The organism is Streptomyces sp. NBC_00335 (assembly GCF_036127095.1).
Lineage (GTDB): Bacteria > Actinomycetota > Actinomycetes > Streptomycetales > Streptomycetaceae > Streptomyces.
In genome coordinates, this window is sequence record NZ_CP108006.1 from 7,256,353 (window position 1) to 7,269,192 (window position 12,840).

At 70.9% G+C, this 12,840-nt stretch carries 15 protein-coding genes and 1 pseudogene; 8 read left to right on the forward strand and 8 right to left on the reverse strand.

Features of this window, described 5'->3' with window-relative positions; translation table 11 throughout:
• Positions 1-6: 6 nt before the first annotated feature.
• The 5 genes from fabG (at position 7) to OHA37_RS33000 (ending at position 4,723) form a co-directional block, all read left to right on the forward strand.
• Positions 7-768 carry a 3-oxoacyl-ACP reductase FabG gene (fabG, locus tag OHA37_RS32980; RefSeq protein ID WP_266910705.1) on the forward strand — a complete coding sequence of 254 codons (762 nt, stop codon included), beginning with the start codon at positions 7-9 and terminating at the stop codon, positions 766-768.
• A 20-nt stretch (positions 769-788) separates the two neighbouring features.
• Positions 789-1,550 carry an SDR family oxidoreductase gene (locus tag OHA37_RS32985; protein ID WP_266910707.1) on the forward strand — a complete coding sequence of 254 codons (762 nt, stop codon included), beginning with the start codon at positions 789-791 and terminating at the stop codon, positions 1,548-1,550.
• A 152-nt stretch (positions 1,551-1,702) separates the two neighbouring features.
• Complete coding sequence (locus tag OHA37_RS32990; RefSeq protein ID WP_266910709.1) at positions 1,703-3,286, forward strand: ABC transporter substrate-binding protein; 1,584 nt, start codon at positions 1,703-1,705, stop codon at positions 3,284-3,286.
• Between the two features lie 165 nt (positions 3,287-3,451).
• The gene (locus tag OHA37_RS32995) at positions 3,452-4,123 is read left to right on the forward strand and encodes a uracil-DNA glycosylase (protein WP_266913294.1); all 672 of its coding nucleotides are present in this window, start codon (positions 3,452-3,454) and stop codon (positions 4,121-4,123) included.
• 93 nt (positions 4,124-4,216) lie between these two features.
• On the forward strand, positions 4,217-4,723 hold the full coding sequence (locus OHA37_RS33000; protein ID WP_266910711.1) for a hypothetical protein: 507 nt from the start codon (positions 4,217-4,219) through the stop codon (positions 4,721-4,723).
• 40 nt (positions 4,724-4,763) lie between these two features.
• Here the strand turns inward: OHA37_RS33000 and OHA37_RS33005 are convergent, their stop codons facing one another.
• Both OHA37_RS33005 and OHA37_RS33010 read right to left on the reverse strand, forming a co-directional pair.
• A complete protein-coding gene (locus OHA37_RS33005; RefSeq protein WP_266910713.1) occupies positions 4,764-5,348 on the reverse strand; it encodes a hypothetical protein in 585 nt (194 codons plus the stop codon).
• Between the two features lie 72 nt (positions 5,349-5,420).
• Positions 5,421-5,945: a DinB family protein gene (locus OHA37_RS33010; RefSeq protein ID WP_266910714.1), complete on the reverse strand. Its 525-nt coding sequence runs from the start codon at positions 5,943-5,945 to the stop codon at positions 5,421-5,423.
• 82 nt (positions 5,946-6,027) lie between these two features.
• Here OHA37_RS33010 and OHA37_RS33015 point away from each other — a divergent pair, with 82 nt between their 5' ends.
• A complete protein-coding gene (locus tag OHA37_RS33015; protein ID WP_266913296.1) occupies positions 6,028-6,933 on the forward strand; it encodes a Gfo/Idh/MocA family protein in 906 nt (301 codons plus the stop codon).
• 19 nt (positions 6,934-6,952) lie between these two features.
• Here OHA37_RS33015 and lnt read toward each other — a convergent pair whose 3' ends face one another.
• The 4 genes and pseudogenes from lnt to OHA37_RS33035 form a co-directional block, all read right to left on the reverse strand.
• Positions 6,953-8,686, reverse strand: coding sequence for an apolipoprotein N-acyltransferase (gene lnt, locus OHA37_RS33020; RefSeq protein ID WP_443046245.1), 1,734 nt, complete (start codon positions 8,684-8,686; stop codon positions 6,953-6,955).
• Positions 8,687-8,701: 15 nt separating this feature from the next.
• On the reverse strand, positions 8,702-9,181 hold the full coding sequence (locus OHA37_RS33025) for a nuclear transport factor 2 family protein (protein ID WP_266910716.1): 480 nt from the start codon (positions 9,179-9,181) through the stop codon (positions 8,702-8,704).
• Between the two features lie 69 nt (positions 9,182-9,250).
• Positions 9,251-9,427, reverse strand: a complete 177-nt coding sequence (locus OHA37_RS33030) for a hypothetical protein (RefSeq protein WP_266876352.1) — start codon at positions 9,425-9,427, stop codon at positions 9,251-9,253.
• 132 nt (positions 9,428-9,559) lie between these two features.
• Positions 9,560-9,691 (reverse strand): annotated as a pseudogene (locus tag OHA37_RS33035) (undecaprenyl-diphosphatase); the annotation flags it as partial.
• 271 nt (positions 9,692-9,962) lie between these two features.
• Between OHA37_RS33035 and OHA37_RS33040 the strand changes: the two are divergent.
• Together OHA37_RS33040 and OHA37_RS33045 are read left to right on the forward strand one after the other, a co-directional pair.
• Entirely contained in the window at positions 9,963-10,124 is a 162-nt protein-coding gene (locus OHA37_RS33040) for a hypothetical protein (RefSeq protein ID WP_266910718.1), read from the forward strand.
• A complete protein-coding gene (locus OHA37_RS33045; RefSeq protein ID WP_266910720.1) occupies positions 10,117-10,734 on the forward strand; it encodes an IS3 family transposase in 618 nt (205 codons plus the stop codon). The genes OHA37_RS33040 and OHA37_RS33045 overlap by 8 nt, the downstream gene beginning before the upstream one ends.
• A gap of 689 nt (positions 10,735-11,423) precedes the next feature.
• Here OHA37_RS33045 and OHA37_RS33050 read toward each other — a convergent pair.
• A complete protein-coding gene (locus tag OHA37_RS33050; protein WP_266910722.1) occupies positions 11,424-11,633 on the reverse strand; it encodes a hypothetical protein in 210 nt (69 codons plus the stop codon).
• A gap of 780 nt (positions 11,634-12,413) precedes the next feature.
• Entirely contained in the window at positions 12,414-12,833 is a 420-nt protein-coding gene (locus tag OHA37_RS33055; protein ID WP_266910724.1) for a hypothetical protein, read from the reverse strand.
• Between the last annotated feature and the right edge of the window lie 7 nt (positions 12,834-12,840).

A 12,840-nucleotide genomic window follows, 5' to 3' on the forward strand; every position in this document is an offset into this window, starting at 1 on the left:
TCCAGCATGTCCACCACCGAGCAGCGCGTCGCGATCGTGACCGGGGCGGCCCGGGGCATCGGCGCGGCCACCGCCCTGCGCCTGGCCGCCGAAGGGCGGGCCGTCGCCGTACTCGACCTGGACGAGGCGGCCTGCAAGGACACCGTGGAGGCGATCACGGCGGCCGGCGGCACGGCCGTCGCGATCGGCTGCGACGTCGCCGACAGCGCCCAGGTGGAGGCGGCCGTCGAGCGGGTGGTGAGCCTGCTCGGCGCTCCGACCATCCTGGTCAACAATGCGGGTGTGCTGCGCGACAACCTGCTCTTCAAGATGAGCGACACCGACTGGGACACCGTCATGAACGTGCACCTGCGCGGTGCGTTCCTGATGTCGAAGGCCTGTCAGAAGCACATGGTGGCAGCCAAGTTCGGCCGGATCGTGAGCCTCTCCAGCAGCTCCGCGCTCGGCAACCGCGGCCAGGCCAACTACTCGGCGGCCAAGGCCGGTCTGCAGGGCTTCACCAAGACGCTGGCCATCGAGCTCGGCAAGTTCGGCATCACCGCGAACGCCGTCGCCCCCGGTTTCATCGTCACCGAGATGACCGCGCACACGGCCTCCCGGGTCGGGATGGACTTCGAGGACTTCCAGGCCGCGGCCGCCACGCAGATCCCGGTGCAGCGCGTCGGGCGCCCGGACGACGTGGCCAACGCCATTGCCTTCTTCGCCGGCGAGGCCGCCGGCTTCGTTTCCGGCCAGGTCATGTACGTGGCCGGCGGCCCGCTCAGCTGACGAAAGGCAGGGTTCACGTCATGACGTACGACGGAACGGACAGCGGCAAGGTGGCGCTGATCACCGGGGCGAGCCGGGGCATCGGCTACGGCATCGCCGAGGCCCTGGTGGCGCGCGGCGACCGGCTCTGCATCACCGGGCGGAACGAGGAGGCCCTCAAGGAGGCCGTCGAGCAGCTCGGTGCGGACCGGGTGATCGGGGTCGCGGGCAAGGCGCACGACGAGGCCCACCAGGCCGTCGCCGTGGAGCGGGCGATGGAGGCCTTCGGCCGCGTCGACTTCCTGATCAACAACGCGGGGACCAATCCGGTCTTCGGGCCGATCGCGGACCTGGACCTCGGGGTGGCCCGCAAGGTCTTCGAGACCAATGTGATCTCGGCGCTCGGCTTCGCCCAGCGCACCTGGCACGCCTGGCAGAAGGAGAACGGCGGCGCGATCGTCAACATCGCCTCCATCGCCGGCGTCTCCGCCTCGCCCTTCATCGGGGCGTACGGGATGAGCAAGGCGGCCATGGTCAACCTGACCCTCCAGCTCGCCCACGAGATGGCGCCGGGGGTCCGGGTCAACGCGATCGCGCCCGCGGTGGTGAAGACCAAGTTCGCGCAGGCGCTCTACGAGGGCCGGGAACAGGAGGCGGCCGCGGCCTATCCGCTGGGCCGGCTCGGGGTTCCGGAGGACATCGGAGGGGCCGCCGCTTTTCTTACATCTGCACAAGCGGAATGGATCACGGGACAAACTCTGATCGTTGACGGGGGAATGTTCCTCAATGCCGGAGTGCATTGACCGATAATCGGACGCATTTGCCTCTCAAGGGGAGGCAAATGCGTACCGAATGGGCACGTAATCGGTCAAGTGCCTCATGAAACCTACCCATTGGTTTCGTGATGCTCTGCGGTAGGGTCTGCCGCACCCCTGGCTGATCGAGGAGCGTGCACGTGTTCAACCGGACCAGATGCCTGCAGATCACTGCGGCCGTTGCGTCCATATCCCTGCTCTCCGGATGCGGCCTGTTCTCGGACGACGGTGGCAATGGCGAACAGCGGATCGTCGTCGGAACGACGAGCGCACCCACGACCCTCGATCCGGCCGCGGCCTGGGACGGCTCCTGGGAGCTCTACCGGAACGTCTACCAGACCCTGCTGGCGTTCCCCACGGGTGCCACCAAGCCCCAGCCGGACGCCGCCCAGAGCTGCGAGTTCACCGACTCCGGGAACGAGTCGTACCGCTGCACCGTGCGCAAGGGCCTGAAGTTCTCCGACGGCGAGCCGCTGGACGCCAAGGCCGTCAAGCACTCCCTGGACCGGATCATGGCCATCGACGCCCCCTCCGGCCCCAAGGCCCTCTTCGGCAGCCTCGACAAGATCGAGACGCCGGACGCGCAGACGGTGGTCTTCCACCTGAAAACCCCGGACGCCACCTTCCCCTTCGTGCTCGGCTCCCCGGCCGCCTCGCTGGTCTCGCCGAAGCAGTACCCGGCCGACAAGCTGCGCGAGGGCGACAAGGTCACCGGCTCCGGCCCGTACACCCTCGAGTCGTACAAAGAGGGCAGCGAGGCGGTCCTGAACCGCAACGAGAGCTACAACGGCTTCGCCAACCGCCGCAACGGCGGGGCCACGATCCGCTACTTCGCGGACTCCAAGAAGATGATCGCGGCCCTCAAGGGCAAGGAGATCGACGCGACCTACCGCGGCCTCTCCGCCGAGGAGGTCAAGGACCTCCAGGCCCCCGCCTCGCACGACGAGGGCGTCCAGGTCGTCGAGAACGTCGGCGCCGAGATCCGCTACCTGATCTTCAACCCCAAGGACCCGCAGGTCGCCAAGGTCCAGGTGCGCCAGGCGATCGCGCAGCTCATCGACCGCGGGGCGCTCGTCTCGCAGGTCTACCAGGGCACCGCCGAGCCGCTCTACTCGATGGTCCCCAAGGGGGTCGTCGGCCACAAGACGCCGTTCTACGACAAGTACGGCCAGCCGGACGTGGCCAAGGCCAAGAAGACCCTCAAGGACGCCGGGATCCCCACGCCGGTCGACCTGACCTTCTGGTACACCACCGACCGCTACGGTGCCTCCACCGCGGACGAGTTCACCGAGCTCAAGCGCCAGCTCGACGAGAGCGGGCTCTTCAAGATCACCCTGCGCGGGCAGCCCTGGAAGGCCTTCCAGGAGGGCTACAAGAAGGGCGAATACCCGGTCTTCGGCCGCGGTTGGTTCCCCGACTTCCCGGACCCGGACAACTTCATCGCGCCGTTCGTCGGCAAGGAGAACGCGGTCGGCACCCCGTACGAGTCCAACGAGATCCTGAGCGTCATCCTGCCCAAGTCCCGCCGCGAGAGCGACCGGTCGGCCGGCGTCCACGAGTTCGAGAAGGCCCAGCAGATCTTCGCCGACGACGTCCGGCTGCTGCCCCTGTGGCAGGGCAAGCTGTACGTCGCCGCCCGCGAGGACATCGCCGGCGCGGAGCGGGCGCTCGACCCGCAGACCGTCATGCAGCTGTGGGAGCTGCACCGCAAGACCAGCTGGTAGCAGGCCCCGTACGCCGCCCCGCCCGCCCGCACCGCCCACCCGGGCGGGGTGGGCGGGCGCCGCGTTGTCAGTGGTCACCGGTAAGTTCTTGATCCGTCGCGCGAAGCAGTTGCGCGGGCGTGAAGTCTCGAACAACGTGTACCGGAGGTTGTCGCCGTGACCCAGATGCTGCCCGAGTCCTGGCTCCCCGTCCTCGGCGGGGAGCTGGATCAGCCCTACTTCAAGGAACTCACCGAGTTCGTCGAGAAGGAGCGGGCGAACGGGCCGGTCTACCCGCCCCGCGAGCAGGTCTTCGCGGCCCTGGAGGCCACCGCGTTCGACCAGGTGAAGGTGCTGGTCCTCGGCCAGGACCCGTACCACGGTGCGGGCCAGGGCCACGGGCTGTGCTTCTCCGTGCAGCCCGGCGTGAAGACCCCGCCCTCGCTGCGCAACATCTACAAGGAGATGCAGGCGGAGCTGGACACCCCCATCCCGGACAACGGGTACTTGATGCCGTGGGCCGAGCAGGGCGTCCTGCTGCTCAACGCGGTGCTCACCGTCCGCGAGGCGGAGCCCAACTCGCACAAGGGCAAGGGCTGGGAGAAGTTCACCGACGCGGTGATCCGCGCGGTGGCCGCGCGCCCCGACCCGGCCGTCTTCGTCCTCTGGGGGGCGTACGCCCAGAAGAAGCTCCCGCTGATCGACGAGGAGCGGCACGCGGTCGTCAAGGGGGCCCACCCCTCCCCGCTGTCGGCCAAGAAGTTCTTCGGCTCCCGGCCGTTCACCCAGATCAACGAGGCCGTCGCCGCCCAGGGCCATGCGCCGATCGACTGGCGGATCCCGGACCTGGGCCGATGACCGACCGCGCCTAGGCGGCATTGCCGGTGCCTCCGGCTAGCGTCTTGATGATCAGACCGGAGCAGGTCTGACAGGAACAAGCCGGAGGCCGCGTTGACGGAGCAGCAGGAGGCGTCTGAGGACGCCGTCATGACCAGGATCGGCCAAGCGGCCATCCTGCTGCACGCCGGCGACCGCGAGGAGGCCCGCAACCGGCTCGGCGAGATCTGGTCCGAGATCGGCACGGAGGGCGACTCCCTGCACCGCTGCACGCTCGCGCACTACCTCGCCGACGCGCAGGACGACCCCGCCGAGGAGCTGGCCTGGGACCTCAGGGCCCTGGCCGCCGCGCACGCCGAAGCCGACGGCGACGGTCCCGGTCCGCCCCCGGCCGTCCGGGTCTTCTACCCGTCGCTGCACCTGAGCCTGGCCGCCGACTACGTGAAGCTACGGCGCCCCGAGGCGGCCCGGATCCACCTGGCGCGGGCCCGCGCCGCCACCGGTGCCCTGGCCGACGACGGGTACGGGAACGGCGTACGGGCCGCCATCGCCCGCCTGGAGCGCCGCCTGGCGGCGGAACCGGGGGAGGGGCCCCGACCGTTCCCGGAGCAGAACCAGTAGCGGGAGCGGGAGCGGAACCAGGAGGAGCAGGGCCGGGCCGTCAGCCGCCCTGGACGCCCGCGCAGATGCGGGCCTCCGGGCTGTCCGGATGCCAGCGCCCGTGCCGGCGGCCCAGCGCGCACACGTCGGCGGGCCGCACCGGCAGCTCCCGCACCAGCTCGCGCGGCACCTCGCCGCCCTCGGAACGGGGCCGTCCGGGGTGCCCGCCCGGACGCCCGTCGGTGTGGTCGCGGTGCCCGCTGGGCCGCCGGGGCTCCGGGATGTCCGGAACCGGCGCTGCGGCCGCCGGGGCTCCGCGTGCTCCCGGCCGGCCGTCCTGCGCCGCCTGCGCGGTAGGGGCCGCGGCCCGCGGGACGGCGGCCCGGCCGGAAGCGGAGGGGGCCGGCCCGGCCGGGTGTCCCGGCCTTGCCTCCACGGCCTCCAGCGCCTCCAGAGCGGGTGCCCGGACGACCACCGGCGCGGCCCCCGGCCCGCCGCGGGGCTCGTGCCGGGGCGGCGCCCCCGGGGTGCCGGGGGCGGTCGCGGGCTGCAGGGGAGCCGGGGTCACGTTCACGCAGCCGGAGACGGCCGAGACCGCACAGGCGACGCCGAGCAGCAGCTTTGTCGTGGTTCGGGTTGGATGCACTCACACAACTCTGCTGTGCGAGGACTGTGTTGCGAAAACCCGGAGCCGATATTCACCCCGCACGGGTGACGGCTACTCGCCCGTGGCGCCGTCGATGTGCTCCCGCAGCAGGTCCGCGTGGCCGTTGTGGCGCGCGTACTCCTCGATCATGTGGTTGTAGACCCAGCGCAGGCTGAACACCTCGCCCCGGCGGTGGCTCTCGGCCTTCGAGGCGAGGTCCAGCGAGCGGCCGGCCGCGGCCTGCCGGGCCAGCTCGATTTCGGTCTGCCACACCCGCTCCGCCTCGGCCCAGGTGTCCTTGTCGGCGAAGTGGAAGTCCCCGTCCGGGTTCTCGCCGTTGCAGTACAGCTCGGGCAGCTCCTCGTCCAGCATGATCTCCCGGAACCAGTACCGCTCCACCTCGGCCATGTGCCGCACGAGTCCCAGCAGGCTCAGTGCGGACGGCAGCAGCGGGGTGGTGCGCAGCTGCGCGTCGGACAGGCCCTCGCACTTCCAGGCCAGGGTGGAGCGGTGGTAGTCGAGCCAGCCGTCGAGCATCTCGCGCTCGTCGGCCGTGGTGGAGGGTTCGGAACGGTGGGATCCGTCACTGATCGTCATGGGCGCCATCCTGGTCGAACTCGGCCGTGGTCACCACCGGTTAGGCTGCGTACTCCCACAAGGAACGAACCTGGAGGTCCCGGTGAAGGTCGGCTGTATCGGACTCGGCGACATCGCGCAGAAGGCGTACCTGCCCGTCCTGACCACCCGCCCGGGGCTCGAACTGCACCTGCAGACCCGGACCCCGGCCACCCTCGAACGGGTCGGCGCCCAGCACCGCGTCCCGGCCGAACGCCTGCACACCGACCTCGACTCGCTGCTCGCCCAGAAGCTCGACGCGGCCTTCGTGCACGCCCCGACCGCCGTCCACCCCGAGATCGTGGAACGGCTGCTGGAAGCGGGCGTGCCGACGTACGTCGACAAGCCGATCGCCTACGAGCTCGCGGAATCGCGCCGCCTGGTCGAGCTGGCCGAGGAGCGCGGGGTCTCCCTCGCCGTCGGCTTCAACCGCCGCCACGCGCCCGGCTACGCGCAGTGCGCCGACCACGCGCGCGACCTCATCGTCATGCAGAAGAACCGGGTCGGCCTGCCCGAGGACGTACGGACCTTCGTCCTGGACGACTTCATCCACGTCGTCGACACCCTGCGCTTCCTGCTGCCCGGCGAGGCCGACCAGGTCGACGTACGGGCCGTGGTGCGGGACGGCCTGATGAGCCAGGTGGTGCTCCAGCTGTCCGGTACGGGCTTCACCGCGCTCGGCATCATGAACCGGCTCTCCGGTTCCACGGAGGAGGTGCTGGAGGTCTCCGGGCAGGACACCAAGCGCCAGGTCGTCAACCTCGCGGAGGTCATCGACCACAAGGGCCAGCCCACGGTCCGGCGGCGCGGGGACTGGGTGCCGGTGGCCCGCCAGCGCGGCATCGAGCAGGTCGTCGACTCCTTCCTGGAGGCCGTCTCCACGGGCACGACCCTCAGCGCGCGCGACGCGCTGGCCACCCACGAACTGTGCGAGCGGGTGGTGAGGTCCGCGCTGGAGCAGGCGTCCTGAGCGGCCACGACACGGTCGGCTACCCGGTCGGCGCCGGTGGTGTTCCCAGGGGCGCCCCGGCGCGTTTCCCGGGCCGTACGGAGCGGGCGCCCGCGGCCGCGCCGTAGACGGCCAGGGCGGTCAGCGAGGCGCCCACGGGCCAGTCCCCGAAGCGGACGTACAGGGTCGTGCCCCGCGCGAGCGGGACCTCGTACACCCATGCCGTGCTCGCCGAGGTGGACAGCGCCGGCCCGATCCGCTCGCCGGACGGGCCGTGCACCGCGCTGATGCCGGTGAGAGCGGAGTGGACCTCGGGCCGGCCGGTCTCGGCGGCGCGCAGCGCGGACAGCGAGGCGTGCTGGGCCGGTGCCCAGCTGTTCTGGAAGGTGGAAGTCGACGACTGGTCGACGAGCAGTGCGGCGCCCTCGCGGACGAGGTGGCGGCTCATGTCCGGGAACGCCGACTCGAAGCAGACCAGCGGGCCGAGGCGGACGCCCGGCCGGCCGGGCAGGTCCATCAGGACCGGCGCCTCGCCCGGAACGCGGTTCTCCGCCGCGGCCTTGCCGACCGAGGTGGCCCAGCCCAGCAGCCCGCGGGCCGGCACGTACTCCCCGAAGGGGACCAGGCGCATCTTGTCGTACCGGTCACCGGTCGGGCCCCCGGGACCGACGAGCACCGCCGATTTGCGGATCCCGGGCCGGTCGGCGGCCCGCGCGTCCACGTTGACCAGCAGCGGAGCCCCCACCCGCGCCGACAGGGCGGCGAGCCGCCGGGCCAGGTCCGGGCGGGCCGTCAGGTCCTCGCCGACACTGCTCTCCCCCCACACCACCAGGTCCGGGCGGAGCCCGGCAGAGGTCCCCGTGGGCCCCTGCCCGGCCAGGGCCCCGGTCAGCTGCTCCCCGAGGGCGAACCGCCGCTCCGCGCCGTCCGGGCCGTCCTCGACCGGGCCCGGCTGTACGAGGGCCACGCGCAGCACGCCCGAGACCTCCGGGCGGGGCGCCCACAGCCACACCACCCCCGCCAGCACCGCGCAGCCCGTCACCCCGGCCAGCGCGGGCGTCCGCGCCCCCGGCGCCGTGGCTAGCAGGACCAGCGCGCAGTTCACCGCCACGACCAGCAGGCCGACCAGCCAGACCCCGCCCACCGAAGCCAGCCGCAGCGCGGGCGCCACCTGCCACTGACTGGCACCGAGCAGCCCCCACGGACCGCCCAGCCCCTGCCAGGACCGGGCCAGCTCCGACAGCAGCCAGCCCGCCGGTACGAGGACCAGCGCGGCCGCGGCCCGCCCCGGTCCCGGGAGCCCGCCGAGCAGCTCCCGCACCAGCAGCGCCCAGGGAATCCAGAGCAGGCCCACGAGCGCCGCCACGGCGAAGAGGAACACGTGGAGGCTGGGCAGCAGCCAGTGGTGGACGGCGAAGACGAAGCCGGCGCCGCCGAGCCAGCCCTCCAGGGCCGCGCGCCGGCCGGTGGGGGCCGACCTCAGCAGCAGGATCCAGGGCACGAGGGCGACGTAGGCGAACCACCACAGCGAGGGGGCCGGGAAGGCGAGGCAGGGCAGGGCCCCCGCGACGACCGCTGCCGGCGCACGCCACCACGGGACCCGCTTCGAGACCGTCGAGACCGTCAGCACCCTGGGCCTCCGCTTCCAGTGTGGAACAGCCCTGCCCGTGGAACCAGCCGCTTGTGGAACCAGCTGTCCGTGAACCGGTTGTCCGCCGGGTGAACCACCTGTACGTCCGGCACCTGTCCGTCCGGCACCCGTCCGTCCGGCCATCTGCCCGTCGAACCGTCAGAACGACATGTGCCGCCACTTCTCGTGGACGGTCACCCGCGAGAGCCGCCAGCCGGACCGGGCGGTACGGGTGACGGCGAAGGTGTAGCGGCCCGCCGCGACGAAGTTGGGCGCGGTGACGGCGGGGCCGCCCTCGTCGGGCTCCTCCCCGGCCAGCCGCATGGGATTGAGGAAGTCGGCCCGGACCTCCGCCGTGTCACCGGGGGAACCGCCCTCGTCCGGGATCCGGATCAGCCGGTTGACGATGAGGTGCTGGCGCACCGGGAACAGCTTCATCGTCTCCGCGAGCCAGTCCGCGACCTCCCCGGCGGGGCCCTCGATCCCGCCGGCCGAGGCGTAGTCGGCCCGCCCGCCCGGGGCGAACAGGGCGCGGTACGCGTCCCAGTCGCCGTCGTCCACGGCGATGGCGTACCCCGTGACCAGCTCGTCGATCGCCAGCCGGTCCATCAAGCCCGCAAGGTCCACACGCTGCGTCATCGGGTCAGTGTGCGGGCGCGGGGCGCGGAGGCCAAGGGGCGTGCGGGGACCGGATCTTCCGGCCCCGCGTCAGTGACCGGAACGCGCCTCCCGGGGACGGACCACCACGAGGTAGGCGTCGCTGGCCAGATCCATCACCACCTCCGCGGGCACGCCCTCGCGCGTCCGCTGCGCCGCGTACTCCTCGGCCGGCCAACTTCCCCTCGGACTTCCGGCCGGAAACCGCTCCAGCACCACTCGACCCATGGGACACCCCCTGCTGTTCGTCTTCAGGTCTCTTCAGCACAACGACGCGAAGGCCGCCCGGGAACGTTCCCGAACGGCCTTCGATTCACGCGGAGCGGTGACGTGCGCCACGTTCTTTGCGGAAGACGGGCCCTAGCCCGCCGACTCGCCGGCGTGGGGGCTGAGGACGCCCCTGCCGATCAGGATGACCAGCAGGATGCCGAGCAGGACCCGGTAGATCACGAACGGCATGAAGCTCTTGCTGGAGATGAACGTCATGAACCAGTTCAAGCGTCGAGGTCCTGAGCGGCTTTGAGCTGCTGTTTCCACCACTCTTCAAGATCGAATCAGAGAGCAGTGGGAGATGGCACCCTGCAGTGCTCTCCCTCGCTGGCCACGAAGCGCAGCGACCTGGTTTGCAGCGAATCGGCAATCTCCTGCTCCATGGTCAGTGCCGATGAGGCGGTTGCCGAGCTGGCGCAGGGCGGGGTTGTAGTCCAGGTCCCGGGCTCGTTGCTTGTCGTAGTAGCGGCGGGCGCCGGGCGAGATCTGCAGCGTGCAGATCGGAGAAGTAACCGGGACGGACCCGGCCGCCCTGGCCGTGTTCATCGGTAACCAGAGGACCGGGCACCGCATCCCGCACCGGCTGGCCTGCAGAGCTCTCGGGGTGTCGGAGTCCTGGTTCTACAAGTGGCGCGACAAGCGCCACCGTGCGTGAGGTCCGGCGCGGACAGATGGCCGACGTGGTCCGGCAGATCTTCGAGGACTCCGGCGGCACCTACGGTTCCCCGAAGGTCTGGCGTCTCCTGGTCCGCGCCGGCTGGAGGGTCTCGGTGAACACCGTCGCCCGTCTGATGGCCGAGCTCGGGCTGGCGGGGCGGAAGGTGCGCCGACGGCGCGGGCTGACCCGGCCCGGCAAACGGCCGGCGGCCCCGGACTTCGTGCGGCGGGACTTCACCGCGGACGCCCCGGACCAGGTGTGGTGCGGCGACATGACCGAGATCACCACCGGTGAGGGCAAGCTCTACCTCGTCACCGTCATCGACCTGTTCTCGCGCCGGCTGCTCGGCTACGCGATGGGCGCACACCATGACGCTGACCTGGTCGTGGCGTCCTTGAACATGGCCGCGGCCACCCGCGGCGGTGACGTGAAGGACGTGATCTTCCACAGCGACCGAGGCGGCGAGTACGGCTCCCGGCGCTTCCGGCGGTCCTCCGCGACCACCGGGCACCCAGCCATGCCCACACCCACCCTGACCTGCTGTTATTTACGCGTCAGAGTCGCTCAGCGCTGGACACTGCGCGCCGCGACACACGGACAACCTTGATCCCGTCGGCGCTCGCCGGCCCCTCACCAGGAGATGACCATGCCTCGCGCTGCCCGCTTCGCCGCCACGTACGCCCTGCTCACCGGCGCCCACGAGGTCGGCGACTACATCGTTATCGCGTCAAACAACGTGTCCACCATGCAGAAGGCTCGGTGTCGTGAACCGGCCGGGCTCGACACACCCGACAGGGGACCCGTTGCAGGCCCGGTTCGGGAAGCCGGCGGGTCCGGCTTCCCGAACGCAGAGCTATCGTCGACAGACACGGGCCTCTGCCTAGGTTCCGGCTCCGGCAGGCGTTACTCGACTTCCTCGAAGTTGTAGCTGGAGCTATTGCTGTCGATCTTGATCCGCACAGTCCGGTAGCCCGGCTTGCCGTTTTTGGCGTGCTTGCCCCAGTGCTGGCATGTGAAGCCGGTGTCGCCCCGTACCTCTCATTGATCATCTGGTAGATGAGCTTGTCGACCAGGAGCGCCTTTTTGGGCTCCTTGGTGTACGAGATGATGCTGCTGCCCGCGGTGTAGCTGTCGCTGATCTTGACGTCGTAGGGGATCTCGCCCCCGCGTATGTCACCATGCACTGGCTGACCGCACCGGCCTTCTGCGTCACGCCGGCGGGGTGAGTGGTGCTGGTCTTACCGGCGACCTTGGCGGTGCTGAGCACGTCCTCGCGCAGCGCGTGCTCCACCTTCTTCACGAAGGGAGCGCCGAGATCGGGGGCCGGGGTGACCCGGAGCGCGTCGCCGCACGCATGTACACGTCCGGCTGAGGGCCGGCGATGGCGACCGGCAGGGCCTTTGCCGCGTCGTCGCTGCCGCCGCCCTGGGCGGTTTCCGAAGCGCCGCAGCCCGCGCTGAGTAGGGTCACCGCGGCCACGCCGGTCAGAACTCTGGGGAATCGCATAAGAGGAACGTAAACACCCCGACCGGCGGGCCGTGCCCGGGGTCCGGCACCGGTCCACGCCCGACGCCCCCGCGAGCGACCGCGCCGACACGTGTACGGCTCCCGAGAGAACCGCGCCCGCGCGGACTCGGGACCAAGGCGCCCCTTCCACCGGTTGGGATTTCGTAGCCGGTGGCGTCGAGTGCCGTCCCGGTACAGCGCCCGCCTTGGGCGGGTGGATTGGGCCGATGCGCAGGCGGGCCCGGGCTCGCCGGTGACCGGGCCGGTCGGGCCGCGGCGTTGGGCGACGGTGCGCCAGGCCGTACCGTCGCCGGAGACCTGGATGGCGTGCTCCTTGCCGTAGGCGACCTCCCAGGCGAGCCTCACGGTGTCGATGCTTCGGGCGGAACCCAAGGTCGACGTTGAGTCACTGGTCGTTGCTATAGGCGCTGGTCCAGCGCGTGGTGGGATCCCCGTCGAATTCGTTGACCACGGCGAGGAAGGCCGTCTCGGTGGACGACGCGGTCGCGGTTCGGCCGTAGGCGAGGTCGGCCGAGTCGGGGGCGGGCTTGGACGCGCGGCCGAACGAAACTCGTCCGCCGTGCGGAGCAGGGCGTGCTGCACGGTGGGTTGGCTGTACGAGGAGAGTTGGGTCGGGACTGGAGCGGTGACGGCCGACTGCAGTTCCTGGTCGACGTGGGCCGTAGGCCGGTAGTGCCCCCCCGGGTAGCGGCACCGTGCCGCTGGAACCGCGAGGCCCGGATACCGCCCGCCGGTCTTCGACGCGGACGTGCACACCTGTCACCATTCGCCGATGTCGAAGTTGGCCGCGACGGGCATGACATTGTCGTCGAACACAAGGACCAGGTAGGTGCCGAAGCCGACCAGTTGATCGTAGAGACGCTCGGCGAGCTGATAGGTCTCCACCGTGTCGGACCGGGACCGGGCGGTCAGCATGGCCGGAACGGATTCGAGGGGAGGACCAGGATCCGGCTCGCCCACGTACAAGCTCACGGTCACATCGTCGCTCTGGAAGCCGTAAAGGCGGCCGCCGTCTTCCTGGGTGACGCCGGGGGCCTGCCCGAGGGCCACGTCCAGGATGCCCCCGACGTCCTGCCAAAGCCGGTCTCCGAAGCCGGTGGTGTCCCACGGCCCGGCGGTGGGGCCGACCCGGAACTCGAAGTCCCGATCGCCACCACCGTGCTTCTCAAAGTCTGTCATGCGCATC

Excerpts from the sequence above, each read along its gene's own strand:
- fabG (WP_266910705.1), top strand. The coding sequence starts at position 7 with ATGTCCACCACCGAGCAGCGCGTCGCGATCGTGACCGGGGCGGCCCGG.
- OHA37_RS32985 (WP_266910707.1), top strand. The coding sequence starts at position 789 with ATGACGTACGACGGAACGGACAGCGGCAAGGTGGCGCTGATCACCGGG.
- OHA37_RS32995 (WP_266913294.1), top strand. The coding sequence starts at position 3,452 with ATGCTGCCCGAGTCCTGGCTCCCCGTCCTCGGCGGGGAGCTGGATCAG.
- OHA37_RS33010 (WP_266910714.1), bottom strand. The coding sequence starts at position 5,945 with ATGACGATCAGTGACGGATCCCACCGTTCCGAACCCTCCACCACGGCC.
- lnt (WP_443046245.1), bottom strand. The coding sequence starts at position 8,686 with ATGGCCGGACGGACGGGTGCCGGACGGACAGGTGCCGGACGTACAGGT.
- OHA37_RS33025 (WP_266910716.1), bottom strand. The coding sequence starts at position 9,181 with ATGACGCAGCGTGTGGACCTTGCGGGCTTGATGGACCGGCTGGCGATC.
- OHA37_RS33030 (WP_266876352.1), bottom strand. The coding sequence starts at position 9,427 with ATGGGTCGAGTGGTGCTGGAGCGGTTTCCGGCCGGAAGTCCGAGGGGA.
- OHA37_RS33050 (WP_266910722.1), bottom strand. The coding sequence starts at position 11,633 with ATGCGATTCCCCAGAGTTCTGACCGGCGTGGCCGCGGTGACCCTACTC.
- OHA37_RS33055 (WP_266910724.1), bottom strand. The coding sequence starts at position 12,833 with ATGACAGACTTTGAGAAGCACGGTGGTGGCGATCGGGACTTCGAGTTC.